Annotated in this window: 9 protein-coding genes and 1 pseudogene; 5 read left to right on the forward strand and 5 right to left on the reverse strand. The window is 69.6% G+C overall.

The window, feature by feature from the left end; translation table 11 throughout:
* The first annotated feature begins 193 nt into the window (after nucleotides 1-193).
* The 5 genes from C593_RS0102210 to C593_RS0102230 all read left to right on the forward strand — a co-directional run bounded on the left by C593_RS0102210 (nucleotide 194) and on the right by C593_RS0102230 (nucleotide 7,412).
* Entirely contained in the window at nucleotides 194-1,309 is a 1,116-nt protein-coding gene (locus C593_RS0102210; protein WP_051093573.1) for a pyridoxal-phosphate dependent enzyme, read from the forward strand.
* 986 nt (nucleotides 1,310-2,295) lie between these two features.
* Entirely contained in the window at nucleotides 2,296-4,968 is a 2,673-nt protein-coding gene (gene lanL, locus C593_RS0102215; RefSeq protein WP_026277275.1) for a class IV lanthionine synthetase LanL, read from the forward strand.
* A gap of 40 nt (nucleotides 4,969-5,008) precedes the next feature.
* A complete protein-coding gene (locus tag C593_RS33220) occupies nucleotides 5,009-5,164 on the forward strand; it encodes a VenA family class IV lanthipeptide (RefSeq protein ID WP_018845679.1) in 156 nt (51 codons plus the stop codon).
* 302 nt (nucleotides 5,165-5,466) lie between these two features.
* Nucleotides 5,467-6,543, forward strand: coding sequence for an ATP-binding cassette domain-containing protein (locus tag C593_RS0102225; protein WP_018845680.1), 1,077 nt, complete (start codon nucleotides 5,467-5,469; stop codon nucleotides 6,541-6,543).
* Nucleotides 6,540-7,412 (forward strand): ABC transporter permease, encoded by an 873-nt coding sequence (locus tag C593_RS0102230; protein WP_018845681.1) that lies wholly within the window; start codon nucleotides 6,540-6,542, stop codon nucleotides 7,410-7,412. Before C593_RS0102225 ends, C593_RS0102230 begins: the two co-directional genes overlap by 4 nt.
* Nucleotides 7,413-7,869: 457 nt before the next feature.
* Here the strand turns inward: C593_RS0102230 and C593_RS30850 are convergent, their stop codons facing one another.
* The 5 genes and pseudogenes from C593_RS30850 to C593_RS28630 all read right to left on the reverse strand — a co-directional run bounded on the left by C593_RS30850 (nucleotide 7,870) and on the right by C593_RS28630 (nucleotide 14,586).
* Complete coding sequence (locus C593_RS30850; RefSeq protein ID WP_051093575.1) at nucleotides 7,870-8,883, reverse strand: hypothetical protein; 1,014 nt, start codon at nucleotides 8,881-8,883, stop codon at nucleotides 7,870-7,872.
* Between the two features lies 1 nt (nucleotide 8,884).
* Nucleotides 8,885-11,143 carry a hypothetical protein gene (locus C593_RS0102240; protein ID WP_051093602.1) on the reverse strand — a complete coding sequence of 753 codons (2,259 nt, stop codon included), beginning with the start codon at nucleotides 11,141-11,143 and terminating at the stop codon, nucleotides 8,885-8,887.
* Between the two features lie 85 nt (nucleotides 11,144-11,228).
* Entirely contained in the window at nucleotides 11,229-11,651 is a 423-nt protein-coding gene (locus C593_RS0102245) for a hypothetical protein (protein ID WP_018845684.1), read from the reverse strand.
* A gap of 79 nt (nucleotides 11,652-11,730) precedes the next feature.
* The gene (locus C593_RS28625) at nucleotides 11,731-12,252 is read right to left on the reverse strand and encodes a S8 family serine peptidase (protein ID WP_018845685.1); all 522 of its coding nucleotides are present in this window, start codon (nucleotides 12,250-12,252) and stop codon (nucleotides 11,731-11,733) included.
* A gap of 561 nt (nucleotides 12,253-12,813) precedes the next feature.
* Nucleotides 12,814-14,586 (reverse strand): annotated as a pseudogene (locus C593_RS28630) (SNF2-related protein).
* Nucleotides 14,587-14,650: the final 64 nt, after the last annotated feature.

A 14,650-nucleotide genomic window follows, 5' to 3' on the forward strand; every position in this document is an offset into this window, starting at 1 on the left:
CGTGCTGTGGGGGTCATGACAAACGCGAGAGGGGGGCCTCCGAATCACCGACGGCTCGTCAACGATTCGGCATCCACGGGCGGCTCCCCCTTGCACGTCCGCCGTCCGAAAGATTGACCGATCCATAGGAATCGCACAAGGGGCCCGGACACGGTGAAACACAAGCGCCACACGGCTGCCATGCTGACGACCCATGACGCGTTATCAGTGCCCCGACTGCGGAAACGAATGGCCGGGCGATTCTGTCATCTGGTGCTGCCCCGACTGTCAGGGGCCCCTCGACCTGGCCTTTGACGCCGGCGCGGTGCCCCGGGACGCCCTCCCCCACCGGGTCGACTCCCTCTGGCGGTACGCGGAAGCGCTGCCGCTCGCGGCCCCGGGAGCGCCGGGTCCGGGGCCGTCGCTCTCGCTCGGGGAGGGGAGAACTCCGCTGGTGGAGCTGACCCCTGCGGTTTCGGCCAAACTCGACTTCCTGATGCCCACCCTGTCGTTCAAGGACCGCGGCGCGGTGATGCTCGCCGAACTGGCCCGCCGGCTGGGGCCGCGCCGGGTGGTCGCGGACAGCAGCGGGAACGCGGGGACGGCCGTCGCGGCATACTGCGCGAGGGCGGGTCTCGACTGCACGGTCTATGTGCCCGACAGCACACCGGCGAAGAAGACGGAGCAGATCAGGGCGCACGGGGCGGCTCTCGTGGCGGTGCCCGGCGGGCGCGAGGCGGCGGCGGACGCGGCGCGCGCAGCGGCCGGCGAGCCGGGCGTCTTCTACGCCAGCCATGTGTACAACCCGCACTTCCTGCACGGCACCAAGACCTATGTCTACGAGCTGTGGGAGGACCTCGGGGGCGCGCTGCCGGACGCGATCGTCGTCCCGGTCGGCAACGGCACGCTCCTGCTGGGCGCGGCGCTGGCCCTGGCCGAACTGCGTGCGGCGGGGCTTACGGATGCCCGGCCGGCACTGGTGGCCGTCCAGGCGGAGGCGGTGTCGCCGCTGGCCACGGCGTTCCGGGCGGGCGCGGACGACCTCCTGTCCCCCGCCGCCCCGGCCCCCACCCTCGCCGAGGGCATCGCGATCCCGAACCCGCCGCGGGCCCGCCAGATCCTCCGCGCGGTCCGCGAGTCGGGTGGCGAATTCCTGACGGTCACCGAACCCCAACTCCGCACCGCCCAGGCGGACCTGGCCCGCCGCGGCCTCTTCGTCGAGTCGACGGGCGTCGCCTGCTGGGCCGCGGCTTCCTCCTGGACCGACCGCACGGCGGTGGTGCCGCTGTGCGGGGCGGGGGTGAAGACGGGGGTGGCGGGGAGCCCGTGAGGCGACCGGCAACCGGGGGGCCGGTAGCCCGGGGTGTTCACCGGGGCCACCGGTCCACGGCGGCGCCGACGTCCACCGCGTGAGAACCGGTCACCGGCATGGCTCCGGAACGGGAAACGGTCACCGGCTCGGCCCCGGAACGAGAAACGGTCACCGGCATCGAATGTTCCCGCGCGTCCGGGTCCACCGCCGCAGCCGTCACACACAGCCCATCGGTAAGTCCAGGCGTCACATACCTCTGCCATATCGAACGACTGACCGGCTGCACCCTTTTTGATCAAACCCGACGGCGGGCCGTGTTCGCTGTTTTCGGCCGAAGCGTGCGGACGGTGCGAAATTGCAGGTCCCCGGGGGATTTCACGGGGAGGGCGACCCGGACGGATGACCGGGATTCGCCGAAGCGCGACCTGTCACGTACCGCAACCAGTCAATCGCATGGCGAAATGAGGCTCTTTACTCGGGGCTGTTCGGCGACGAAGCTTTGGGCCGGGACATCGCACCGGGGCCGTCCTCGCGGCGGTTGCCGCGACACGGCCCGAACCTGGCGTTCTCCAGGGACCTGGCATGTCGAAGGGGGGCACGCGCACGGTTCGCAGCAGATCCGGGGCACGGCAGGCGGTGCGGGAGCGGGCGGTCGTGTTCGTTGTCCGCGGTAGGGATTTCTGCGTCTGTTGGGGATTCTTCCGCGTGGGTGGGCTTTCCGTCCGACGGCCAGGCCGAATGCGCGATCCGAAAGGGAGAGGGGCTGGGTACCGGATGAATCCTGGCGCAATTCACAGGTGATTCCGGGGCGCGGGAAAATCCGGAGAACCAGGGAATCGAGCCCGAATGCGCCCCCTGCACTCCCTTGCCCGCGCCCTACGAAACATCCGGCACCGTGAACGACACAGTGCGCTCCCTGCGCCGGGGTGACGCTGGGCACTCACGCTCTATATGTTCCGAGGGCATAGTCCAATCCGCAGTCCTCGTGGTGGAGAGGGATGGGCATGACGAGCCAGGCAAGCGAAGTCGAACTCCAGGACCTGCTGAACAGGTCGCTGGAGGCCACCGGGCAGGCCGCGCGGTGGACCGTGGACACCGACGCGATGTGGTGCCGCCTCATACCCGCCTCCGCGGCGCAGCCCGGACAGGGCTGGAAGCTGCACGTGTCGGCCACGTCCGCTTCCGCTCCCGCGGTGCTGTCGCGTTGCCTGGACGTGCTGCTGCCCCGGGAATCCATGTTCAAGTTCGCCCGGTCCGTGGAGCAGGTGAGCGCGCTCAACTCCCGGGCCACACCGAGGGGCAACTCGGGCAAGTTCATCACCGTCTACCCTCGCTCCGACGCCGACGCGGCCGCGATCGCGCTGGAGCTCCACCGGGCCACGGCGGGACTCGCCGGCCCGCGGATCCTGTCCGACCAGCCCTACGCCCCGAACAGCCTGGTGCACTACCGCTACGGGGCCTTCGTCGGTCGCCAACGGCTCTCCGAGTCGGGCCTGTTGGTGTGGTACATGGAGGATCCGGACGGCAACCCCGTGGAAGACGTCCGCACGGGCCGCTACTCCCCGCCGTCCTGGGCGGTGAGTCCCTTCCCGGCCTCCGTGCCCGCCCCGCCGACCACGGAGCGGGCCACGACGGGCCCGGTGCTGCTGGGCGGCCGCTTCTCGGTACGGGAGGCGATCCGCCACACGAACAAGGGCGGTGTCTACCGGGGGACGGACGTCACCGCGGACGTGCCGGTGGTCATCAAGGAGGCGCGGCCCCACGTGGAGGCCGACGCCGCCGGATCGGACGTGCGCGACTGGCTGCGCGTCGAGGCCCGGGTGCTGGAGTTCCTCGACGGCACGGGCCTGGCCCCGCGTCTCCTCGCGATGTTCGAGCACGGCGGACACCTCTTCCTCGCCGAGGAGGAGATCCCGGGTGTCCCGCTGCGCAACTGGGTCGCCGAGCGCTTCCGCGACCTCGGGGACGAGCGTTACCGCGCCGAGGCCCTGGCACAGGCGGGCCGTCTGGTCGACCTCCTCGCCGAGGCCCACGCCCTGGGCTGCGTCCTGCGGGACTTCACGCCCGGCAACATCATGGTCCGGCCGGACGGTGAACTGCGCCTCATCGACCTGGAGCTCGCCGTCCTCAAGGACGACGTCCCGCTCCCGACCACGGTGGGAACCCCCGGCTTCAGCGCCCCCGAGCGGCTGGCCGGCGCGCCGGTCTCGCCGACCGCCGACTACTACAGCCTGGGGGCCGCCGTCTGCCTGGTCCTCACCGGAAGGGTTCCCAGCCTGCTGCCCGAGGAGCCCGCGGCGAGGACCACGCACGAGCGGCTCGCCGGCTGGCTGGCCGCCTGCGACGACGTGCTGCGGCTGCCCGAGGGCCTGACCGAGATGATCCTCGGGCTGATGCGTGACGACCCCGCCGAGCGCTGGGACCCCGAGCGGGCCGGCGCGGCCCTCCGCCGGTCGTTGCGGGGAACCGCGGGCCCGGCCGCCGCCCGCCCGGCCGACCCGCCCCCGCGCACCGACGCGACGCAGAGCGCGGTGGCGGGGATGGTGGACCACCTCATCAATTCGATGACCCCGGAGGACGAGCGCCGCCTGTGGCCGGTGTCCACCATGGCGGGGGAGACCGACCCCTGCACGGTGCAGCAGGGCGCCGCCGGTGTCCTGGCGGTCCTGACCCGCTACTTCGAGCTGACCGGCGACGAGCGCCTGCCGCAGGTGCTCTCCACCGCGGGGCACTGGATGGCGGCGAGGACGGACACCCGCTCCACGCGGTCCGGCCTGCACTTCGGCGGCCGGGGAACCGCCTGGGCGCTGTACGAAGCCGGCCGTGTCCTGGACGACCGCGTGCTCGTCGAACACGCGACGGCCCTGGCCCTGGCCCCCCAGGAACCGGCGCCCCACCACGACATCACCCACGGCCGGGCGGGCGGCGGACTCGCCGCCGCCCACCTCTGGTACCGCACCGGGGACGAGCGTTTCGCCGAACGCGTCGTCGAGGCGGCCGACGCGCTGGCCGCAGCCGCGACGCCCGAGCAGTCCGGCGTCAGCTGGCCCGCGCCTCCCGAAGTGATCACCGGAAGCGCCGGTGAACGCTATCTCGGCTTCGCCCACGGGACGGCCGGCATCGGATGCTTCCTGCTCGCCGCCTCGGCCGTCACGGGCCGTCAGGATTACCGGGACCTGGCCCTGGCGGCGGGAGACGCACTGGCGGCCGCCTCCCTGACGGTCGGCGGGGCGGCACAGTGGCCCTCCAAGGCCGGTGACGTGCCCACAGCACCGTACTGGTGCCACGGTTCGGCAGGAATCGGCACCTTCCTGCTCCGGCTGTGGCAGGCCACCGGCGACGACCGGTACCGCGACCTCGTCCTGGGGGCGACGAGGGCCGTCGTGGAGCGCGCCTCCCGCGCCCCCCTCGCCCAGTGCCACGGCCTGGCCGGCAACGGCGACTTCCTCCTCGACGTGGCCGCCGCCACGGGGGATCCCGCCCACCACGCGTCGGCCGAGGCCCTGGCCCGCCTCATCACCGCCGAGCAGACCCACCGCAACGGCCACGTCGTCTTCCCCAACGAGTACGGGGACGTCTCGACGGGCTGGAGCGACGGGTCCGCAGGAATCCTGGCGTTCCTCCTGCGGACCCGCCACACAGACTCCCGGCTCTGGATGATCCAGCAGCCGGGCTGACAGGAAACCCTGTCGACACCACCGAGAGAAGGAGAAAGTCATGGAGAACCGCGACCTCGAACTGCTGGCTCACCTGCACGCCCTTCCGGAGACCGACCCGGTCGGCGCCGACGGCGTCGCGTTCGCCGACACGTGCGCGTGCGTCGGCCTGCTCACCCTCCTCAACACCGTCTGCGTCGGCGTCAGCTGCGCCTGACCCAGGCCGTAGCCGCCGGGATCCGATCCCGCCCGGCGGCCGCGCCGACCGCTCCGCTGTCGACGAGGCAGTGAACGCCGGTCGCCTGTAGGCCGACAACTCCCGTGCACCCGCGTCGCCAGTCGATCAGGGCAGCACGAGGGATCCGGCCGGCCTCCGGCCGGTGGCCGCCCCCGCGGCAGCCACCGGCCGGAGCGTGGGGCCCCGCCTCCACGGGGCACGAAGAACCCGCCCCGCCGCACCGCCCTTCGAAGCAGCGCGCGCCCAAGTCCCTTGACGCCGACCAGCAAACGAGGACCTGAGTGACCACGCACTCGCACGCCGATGCCGATGCCCCCGCGCGAGCACCCCTTCCCACCTCAGCCACGGCCCCGGACGGCGCGCGGCCCGCGGACCGGAGGCCGTACGCCATCAGCACCCGCGGTCTGGTCAAGAGCTACCCGGGTCCGGACGGCACCCTCACCCCCGCCGTGCGCGGCCTGGACCTCGACGTGCACCAGGGCGAGACCTTCGCGTTCCTCGGCCCCAACGGCGCGGGGAAGTCCACCACCATCTCCCTCCTGTGCGCCCTGACGCGCCCCACCGCCGGAACGGCCACGGTGGCAGGCATGGACGTGCTCACCCACCCGGGCCAGATCCGCCGCCAGGTCGGCATGCTCTTCCAGCACAGCGCACTCGACATGGAACTGACGGTGCAGCAGAACCTGCGTGTCCATGCCCGGCTGTACGGCATGAGCCGCCGCGACGCCCGCCGGCGCACCACCGAGACCCTCGATGCCATCGGCCTCGGCGACCGGCGGCGGGCCCCGGTCCGCACCCTCTCCGGCGGCATGCGCCGCCGCCTCGAACTCGCCCGCGGCCTCCTCCACGAGCCACGGGTCCTCTTCCTCGACGAGCCCACCACCGGACTCGACCCCCACGCGCGCGCCCAGGTCTGGGACTACCTGCGCCAGTTGCGCGAGCGGCAGGGGACCACCCTCTTCGTCACCACCCACTACCTGGACGAGGCCGAGAACTGCGACCGCCTCGCCATCATCGACGGCGGCCGCCTGGTCGCGCAGGGGGCGCCCGCCGCGCTGAAGGCGGCCATCGGCAACGACCGGGTGATCCTGCGCACCCACGACGACCCGGCGGCCGACCTCGTCGTGCGCCGCGCCGCCCCGCCGGGCACCCGAACCGCCCTCGGCCCCGACGGGATCAGCCTGCGCCTGCCCGACGGCAGTTCCTGGATCCCCCGCCTGTGCGCGGCTCTCGCCGCCGAGGGCATCCCCGTCCGGGCCGCCTCCGCGACCCCGCCGACCCTCGACGACGTCTTCTTCCACCACACCGGGCGCAGCATCCACGCCGCAGGAGCCGGGACGGCGGGTGAGGGCCGGTGACCGCCCCCGCCGTCACCGCGCCGGGAAGCCCCGACGGCCACGCCGGCCCGCAGCCGACCCTCCCGGCCCGGATGCGCCGGGAACTGCGCGCGGTCCACGCCCTGGTCCACCGCGACCTGCTGCGCCTGTCCCTGCAGCGCACCCACACCGCGCTGATGCTGATCCAGCCGGTGCTCTACCTCTTCATCCTCGGAGGCGGTCTGGCGGCCCTGATCCCCACCGCCGCGCTCGGCGTGGGCTACCAGGTGTACCTCTTCCCCGGCATGCTGATGATGACCGTCCAGAGCCCCGCCATCATGGTCGGCATCCGCCTCATCACCGACCGGCAGACCGGATACCTGCGGGAACTCCTGATGGCCCCGGTCAGCCGGGCCACCCTGCTCCTGGGCAACTGCGCGGGCGGCACGGTGGTCGCCACCGTCCAGGGAGCCGTCCTCCTCGCCCTGGCCGGCGCGGTCGGCCTGCCCTACGACCCGCTGCTGCTGGCCCTGCTCCTCGCCGGAATGATCCTGTCCTCCTTCACCATCACCGCACTGGCGCTCGCCCTGGCCGTGAGCCTCGGCCGCGCCGAGCTCTTCCACATGCTCCTCGGCCTGGTGATGATGCCGCTGCTCTTCCTCTCCGGCGGCTTCTTCCCCCTCGACAACCTCCCCGGCTGGGCACGCGGGCTGGCCGCCCTGAACCCCCTCGCCTACGGCGTGGACCTGCTGCGCCGCTCCATCACCCTGCGTGTGCCCGACCAGACGACCGCGGCCGGGATCGAGTGGTTCGGCCACCAGCCCCCGCTCCTCCTGGAGGGCGCGGCCCTCCTCGTCGCAGGCGTGCTCGCCCTCCTCTACGCCACCCGGCGCTTCAGCCGCCCGGAGTGACCCCGCCCGCACGGGTCGCGCCCACCCGACGGCCGCCCGCACGTACTGAGCCTCGGCTACGCCCGCGGCCTACAGAATTCACCACGGTGCGGAAGAGCGGCAACACAGCGGCGGATCGCGGGTTGCCGAAACCGGTGATCCGCCGCATACCGGTAGCTCCACCACCACTCACTGGTGCAACCACCAGAAGACAGAAGGCGACAGTCGGGGCGACGTCCAGCAGGACATCGCCCGGGTCGTGGACGGCCCAGCCTCCCTTTGATCACGGCCCTCACGGACACCGTGACCTGGAAGCCGCGGCCACACTGCGGCAAGACTGTCAGAGCACGGCTGCTTCCGTATCCGCTTCACAGCACCAGCAGTCACTGCTAGTGACGTGGTCGAGAGGGCGGGTCTCGGTGCTCGGCGGTCGACCCTTGATTGCTCCTCTAGCTGCCAGGCGTATGCCGCCGCGTGCTCACCGCGCGCCGCAGCCGTACTCCTTGCCTGCGGTCTTCACGAAATTCTCCATGAGCTCGCTCCACTTGGGTGTCTCGGGATAGTCCGTGTCGTCCTGGAATGCCGATCCTGTCCCTAGGGAGAAGTAGGTCGGTTGACCGGAACACTCCGCGACAACGTGCTGTTGGTCGAAGCCGGACACGTCCAGTCCTGCGACTGGCCGCTGCTTTGCGTATTCGGGCGAGGACTGGATGGCGGCGACCAGATGCGGGTCCTGGGTCACCGCATAGGTCGCGCGATCCTCTACCTCGCAGGCCCAGATGACCTTCGTGCGATCCTGCACCGATTCCGTGCTGCCCGCCTGGAACTTCCGCCCGGGGAACGTCAGACCTTCCAGGCCGCACACCGCGCCGTCCCGGACCGCGCGTTGCTTCGCCGAGGCGGTGAGCGAAGCCGGGGCCGCGAGCGGCCCTCCGTCTGCGCACTCGGCTTGCTTGGTCGCATTGTTGGCGATGTCGGTCAGGAGGCGGGCGATGGCGAGCGGGTCGGACTCTTGCCGCAGGGACACCCTGACGGTGGCCGGCCCCTGCTGTGTCGTGCATGCCTGCGGGAGGAGTATCCATCCGCCGAACCCGTCGACCCCACCCGTGGTATCCCCCGTGAAGTACGACGTTCTTGCCGCGCCGTCTCCCTGTTCCAGGGTCACCTCGGGGAGCGCGCCGCGTACGCGCTCTCCATCAACTCTCAGCTCTTTGCGCTCGGAGCCGAGTTGAAACGTCGTGCTGTCGACGACGCAGTGAAACTCCACCGCGTCGTCCGGCTCGCGGTCCAGCTCCACTCCGTCGGCGATACGTCCGGACCCGCCGAAGGCGTCAGCTGCCTTGTCGGCGGACACCAGGCCACCACACGCCCTGTCCTGACCGAAGAGATTGGTGTTCAGCGACACGTAAGCACCGGCGGCCACAAGGCAGAGCGCCAGGGCGCAGACGGTTGCCTTTCGTCCGCGGGAGAATCGACCTTTGGTGTTCGTCATCTCATTTCCTCGTTCGCAAAGCACCGAAGGCGTCCTCACGCCCTGTGATGAAGCTCTGATCCGCTTCGCCCAGTGCGTGCTTGTGGGCTTCTGTTCCCTTGATGCCGTGTTCTTCGCCCCAGCCGTTCAGGAGCTGATTCGTCCCGGTGATGCCGGCTGAAGAGTCGGAGCTTGACTGGTAGCGGGCCGCATCCTCGGCTGCGGCCGACACGTCCTTGGAGTGCTCGTAGGTCACCGCGTCGACCATGCGCTGGATCGGGTCACCGACGATCGGGATCTGCGTGAAAGCACCCCCGATACCGTGGTACGCGTAGCGCATGTCGTCGTTGAGCTGGCCGATCTTGGCGTCGCGATCGTCCAAGATCAAGTCAGCTCCGATGGCGGTCATCGCGCCGTTCACCTCGGCCACATGCCGGGCCTTGTTGTCCCAGTCGCCAACAACGTTGTTCTGCTGGCCGGCTTCAGCCTCCCTGGCGGTGCCCAGGTACTCCGCCGAGTAGAGCTTCTCGTTTTCGTACAGCAGGTCATACACGAGGACAGGATCACCGTCAGGTGTCTTGGCGTACTCGGCGTCGGAAACGCCGCGCATCACGCGAAGCAGACTATCCTTGTTGCTCGTGAGGTTCGATTGGTCACCATTCGCCCTGGCGTTCAGTTCGCCACCGGGGCTGGTCTCTTCGACGCCGCTCAGAATCGAGTGCGTGTCGACCGTGTAGTCGGCCAGAGCGCGTCCGAGGGGGACCTTCAGATTCTCCGCGATCGAGTCTCCCGTGCCGTCCCGGTCGAGGAGCGCAATAGTGTCCTGCATGACGCGGGCCTCTGCTGGAGAGTGGCGCCCGAACTCCGCTCCCTCGGCACCTGGTTCCCGCCCGGTACTCGCCGCTTCGATGGCGGCCGCCAGCCCTTGCTTGCTGCTTGTGAGTTCAGCGTCCATCGAGTCGCCGAGTTCGTGTTCGGCGGCGACGCCCCAGTCGTAACGATCAATGAAGTCGGTCTCCCGATCGAGCAGCCTCTCCAGGCGATCGTTTCCGCGGTGTTCCGCGTCCTTACCTCCCTCGCCGGGGTCAAGGTAGGCAGTGGCGGTGGCAGGGTCCTTGCTCATGATGCCGAGGGCGCCGTCGACCGGGTCGTGAGCGAACCACCCGGCCTCCTTGGTGTCGAAGCTCCCACGCAGGTCCCAGAGGTTGGGTTCTTTCTCCTCCGCATCGAGCATGTCGTCGGTGATGTCGCTCAAGAACTGTGGAGAGTAGCCCTCGCCGTTTTGCATCAGGGTCACCAGGGCCTGGTAACCACGTATCTCCTGATCGCCACCCTTGTGCCCCTCGAACTTCTCCGTGACGGCCTTGAGGTCATATTGCTCGATTCCGGCCTTCTTCAACTCCTTCCGGAAGTCCTTGTAGAACTTGGAGTTGGTGTCCTTCGTCGCGTTGGCGAGCGTTGCGGCAAGGCCTTTCTGCAGGCCAAGGTATTCCTGCTTGCGGCCCTTGTCGTCGAAGTAGGCCAGGTCGTTGAGCTTATTGGTGAACTTCAACGTGCCGTCGGCGCCGAGGCTGTTGAGGAAGGTCTGGGTGAAGTCCTTGTTACCGGCGTTGTCGCGGAAGGCGCGCTGGAGTTCGGCGCGGTCAGCGGCGGAGACGCTTTCGCCACTGTTGATGCGGGTGGCGATATCGGCCGCCTTATCCGCTTCGTACTTCTCGATGTCCTTCTCCGCATCGGCTTGGCCGTTGAAGCCGATGCCGTCCATCGGGTTGCCGTCGACGACGACGGCTTCCAGAGCGATCTTCACGCCCTCGTCCGCGTCGGTGAACGCTTTGACCGCGCCTGTGATGGCCTGGTGCCACTCCCCTTCGCGGGTGCGGACGGTGGACTCGAAGTCCGGGTCGTGCCGGGCGGCGTAGAGAGCCTTGGCGTCGAGTTTGTCGTAATCGTAGGCGACGTTGCCCTGTTCGGAGACCTTCATGCCCGCCGTGACGGCGTCCGCGACGACGGACTTGAGGCGGCCGCGGAGATCGGTGAACTGGGTGTGAGCCTCGCGCAGGATGGCGGCGAGAGCTTTGGCTTCCTTCTGGGCGAACTGGTATTCGCGCAGGGTGGCATCGAAGCGTCCGTTCGCGGCGGTGGCGGCGAAGCCGCGCCAGGTCTCGCCGAGGGATATTTTGTGCACGTCGCGTTTGTAGGCGTCTTCGAGTTTCTTGAACTTGCCCGCCATGTCTTCCCACTTGTCCGCCGCGGAGGTGAGCGTGGACAGGTCGGTGGTCATCGCTTCGTGGTAGGTCGGCATGTTCTCCCCCGTGGAGACGGCGCGGATCGTGGCGCGGGGGTGGCGTGAGCGCGAGTGTGGTGGATCAGTAGTTGTCGAGGTTGGACGACGGGTGGACCTGGTTGGCGATGCCGACGTCGTTGTTCTGGAACAGGATGTGCGTGCTGCGCAGCGCGCTCTTGTCGCCGCCGAGTCGGTCCATCAGCGCTTTGACCTGCTTCTCCCAGGTGCTGTGGGCCTTCTTCAAGGCGCCGGAGGTGTCCCAGCCTTTGCCGTCCTTGCCGTTGAACTCTTTGACCGCCGTGTTCGTCTTCTCCTCGGCGACGTTGCCGGCCTTCTTGGTGTCCGGTTCGAGATGCTGCTCGATCGCGTTCGCGGCGGCCTTCTTCTGCGCCGGGGTCGACGCCAGGTCGGATGCGTTGCCCCCTCCGTTGCCGGGATCCACCTGGTTCAGCCGCATCCGCTCACCGGCCTGCGTCGTCATCTGATCCCACTCGTCCCATCCCACTGCCGTACTCCCTTCTCCTTGTTCCCGTGCTTTGCGTGCACTGCGTGCTGCGCGATCGATGGCAACCGGCCTGTCGAGGTCATGAGGCTCCTCTGCGGCGCACTACCACGGTAGTAACCGCGCCCGCGAGGAGGACCGCGGTGCCGAGGCCCGCCAGCACAGGCCAGGACGCTCCGTCGCCGTCGGATTCGGCTCCCGGGGCTTTCGCGGCGGTCTGGTTGTCGTGGCCCTTGGTCTGCTGCTCGCTGGGCGTCGGTGACGTGGCCGCAGCTGCGAGGTCCGGACGCGGGTACTCGTCGGCGGGGCCGGGATCGCCGGGGTTGGTCAGGGCGATGCGGGGGCGGACGATGCCGTAGCCGATGTGATTGTTGCGCTTCTCGCCGCTGGCAGGGCCGCCGGCCGTGTTGAGCATGACCCGCAGGACCTGGTTGTTTGTCCAGGAAGGACTCTTGGACCAGATCAGGGCCGCGCTGGCGGAGGCGGCGCTGGTCCCGTGACCGGTGCAGATTCCGGGCTTGCCGGTGCATGCCTGCACCATGTCCTCGCCGGGCGCGGCGAGGTCCACCTGCGGGCCGTATTGGGAACCGTCGGTCTTGTGCAAGTCGACCCGCCCCCGTCAGCCACCGTTCCCTCCCGTAAACATTCCGTTGGAGGATCACCCTATCCAGAGCCACCGACACCACAAGGCCCGGGTGCCCCGTTGCCAGCGCCCGATCAAATGCCTCGATGCAGGTGCACCGACCCACACCCACGACCCTGACCCCGGGCAGCCGCGCCGACTCCCGCGAACCTTCGGCGCGGATGCCCGGACCTACCGGACCGGGGATCGTGAGCCTCCGCCCACAGTCAGCACCGAGTCAGCACAGGAGGGCTCAAAAGGGGTGATGACAGGTGCTTAAAGGTCAGCACCAAGTCAGCAAGGGCATAAGAAAGGGGCCTGACCCCGAAGAGTCAGACCCCATGTGACCTGCATGTTTGCCAGACGGGTCACGTCATGCCAACGAGCCCGCTACACGTTGAAGCGGAATGTCAGCGGCCTGATCCTGACCTGCGGCGAAGCCTCGCACAGGGCCCTGAGCTGGGATTTCCTCGTTGGCACGCGTTGGCTCCCGACGGCCGTTTACGGGTGTCCTGCGGACTGGATGCGGACCGGAGGACACCCTCACTCGGATGACGCGGGCCTCTCATCCGTCATACCCAGACGCGCCTGTTCCTCCTCGACGATCCGGCGTGCCAGCTCGGTGTCCGACACGTCGACCGCGTCCGGGGTGGCTTCGGCCACGGCGCTGCGGCGGGCATAGGCATCGAACAGGCGCGTCTTGGTTTCCAGCATCTTCACCATGCGTTCGTCCACGCCTCCGGTGGCGAGGAGGCGGTGCACACTAACCGGCCTGACCTGGCCCATACGGTGGGCCCGTGACACCGCCTGATGTTCGATGGTCGGCTTGATCTGGGGTTCGCAGATGACGACGACGGAGGCGGCCTGCATGTTGAGGCCGACGCCCGCTGCCTGGATCTGCCCCAGGAGCACCGCCGGGCCCTGGACACCGGCGAAGTCGTCGACGATCTCCTGGCGACGCTGGGCGGGGACGCCGCCGCCGCCGTCGAGCATCCGGACGAAATTGCGGAACTCCACGACCCTGTTCTCCATCGGGGTTCCGGTCATGAAAAGGGTGCGCTCGCAACGCTCCGCCCACAGGCCGACCGCTTGGGACCGCTTGGCCTTCGGGTTCTTCACGGAGTGTGCTTCGTCGACCACCAGCAGCCCGACCTCCCCACCGCCCGGTGCGGGAAAGCCGCGCAGCGCGTCGAACGTGGTCACCCCGACGCCGCCCCGCCCCTTCCAGTCGGCAAACGCGTAGTGCCGGTCAGGACCGTGGAGCACCATGACGCGCAGAGCGCTGCGGGCCTCGATCTCCCGTGTCCAGTTCACGAGGACGCTCGCCGGGCAGACGACCATGAAGTGACTCTGTCCCTCGGCAGCCAGGTGGGCGAGGACGGCGATCGCCTGAATGGTCTTCCCGAGGCCCATCTCGTCGCCGAGTATCACCTTGCGCTGCGCAAGCGCGAACCGTGCGCCGAACGCCTGGTAACCGCGCAGGGAGACCCGCCGGTGCGTGTCGTCGAGGTGCTGGGTCCGTACCCGCTCCGCGATCTCGTCCGGCAGAAAGCCCTCTGCGGCAGCCGCCCGGAGATCTCGGCGAGCAGGCTGTAGTACTCGGCAGAGCGGAGTTCGAAGTCCACCCAGGCCAGCGACGTCGGACGAGAGCCCCCGGAGCAGGTCCACCGACGCCTGGGCGAGCAGCTCGGGCAGACCGGCCTGCTCCGCCTCGTCCACCAGCGACCGGATCTCGGCGACCGCCGCCCACGCGCGGGCCTTCTTCTCCCGGCCGGCCAGAAGCATGCGGACCCTTCCGGCGGCGGGCCTCGCGTCGGCCAGCAACGGACCGAGCCGTTCCGCCAGGACGGTGGCCTTGTCGACCGCACGCCGGGCGTCCGGGCCGGCCTCCACCAGGACGTGTAGGGCCATGACGAGCGCGGTGGTGCGCGGTTCCGGCCGGTCCACGTCGATGTGGACGGCCACGGTCTCGTGCACAGCCTCGGAGAGCCGACGGGCGGCGGCGAGCATCTGGTCGACGGTGCGCTTCCCGACTCCGGGAATCTGCCGCAGCCGGTAGGGGCCTGCTTCGAGAACACTGCCCAGGGTGCGCAGTCCGCTCTTCTCGACGCTCCCCAGCCGCAGCCGCCCTTCGGTGACGTCCTGCAGCCGGGCGACGGGAATGGCGTCGAGCTCCCGCTTCACCGCCGCATCGTGGATCGGCCTCAGTGCCGCCCGTACCGCCTCCACCGCCCTTCCGTGGTCACCGACCACTGCCTGCGCCGCCTCATGCAGTCGCGCTCCCCTTGCGACTGTGTCCCGCTCGCCACGCCCCACGTTTCCCGCCCCTCGCCGGCCCTCCCCGCATCTTCCCACCGCCCCCACCGGGCATCGCCGGGCA

It is taken from the genome of Streptomyces sp. CNT372, from assembly GCF_000377145.1.

Coding starts and splice junctions, on each gene's coding strand:
- C593_RS0102210 (WP_051093573.1), top strand. CDS start 194: ATGACGCGTTATCAGTGCCCCGACTGCGGAAACGAATGGCCGGGCGAT.
- lanL (WP_026277275.1), top strand. CDS start 2,296: ATGACGAGCCAGGCAAGCGAAGTCGAACTCCAGGACCTGCTGAACAGG.
- C593_RS33220 (WP_018845679.1), top strand. CDS start 5,009: ATGGAGAACCGCGACCTCGAACTGCTGGCTCACCTGCACGCCCTTCCG.
- C593_RS30850 (WP_051093575.1), bottom strand. CDS start 8,883: ATGACGAACACCAAAGGTCGATTCTCCCGCGGACGAAAGGCAACCGTC.
- C593_RS0102240 (WP_051093602.1), bottom strand. CDS start 11,143: ATGACCACCGACCTGTCCACGCTCACCTCCGCGGCGGACAAGTGGGAA.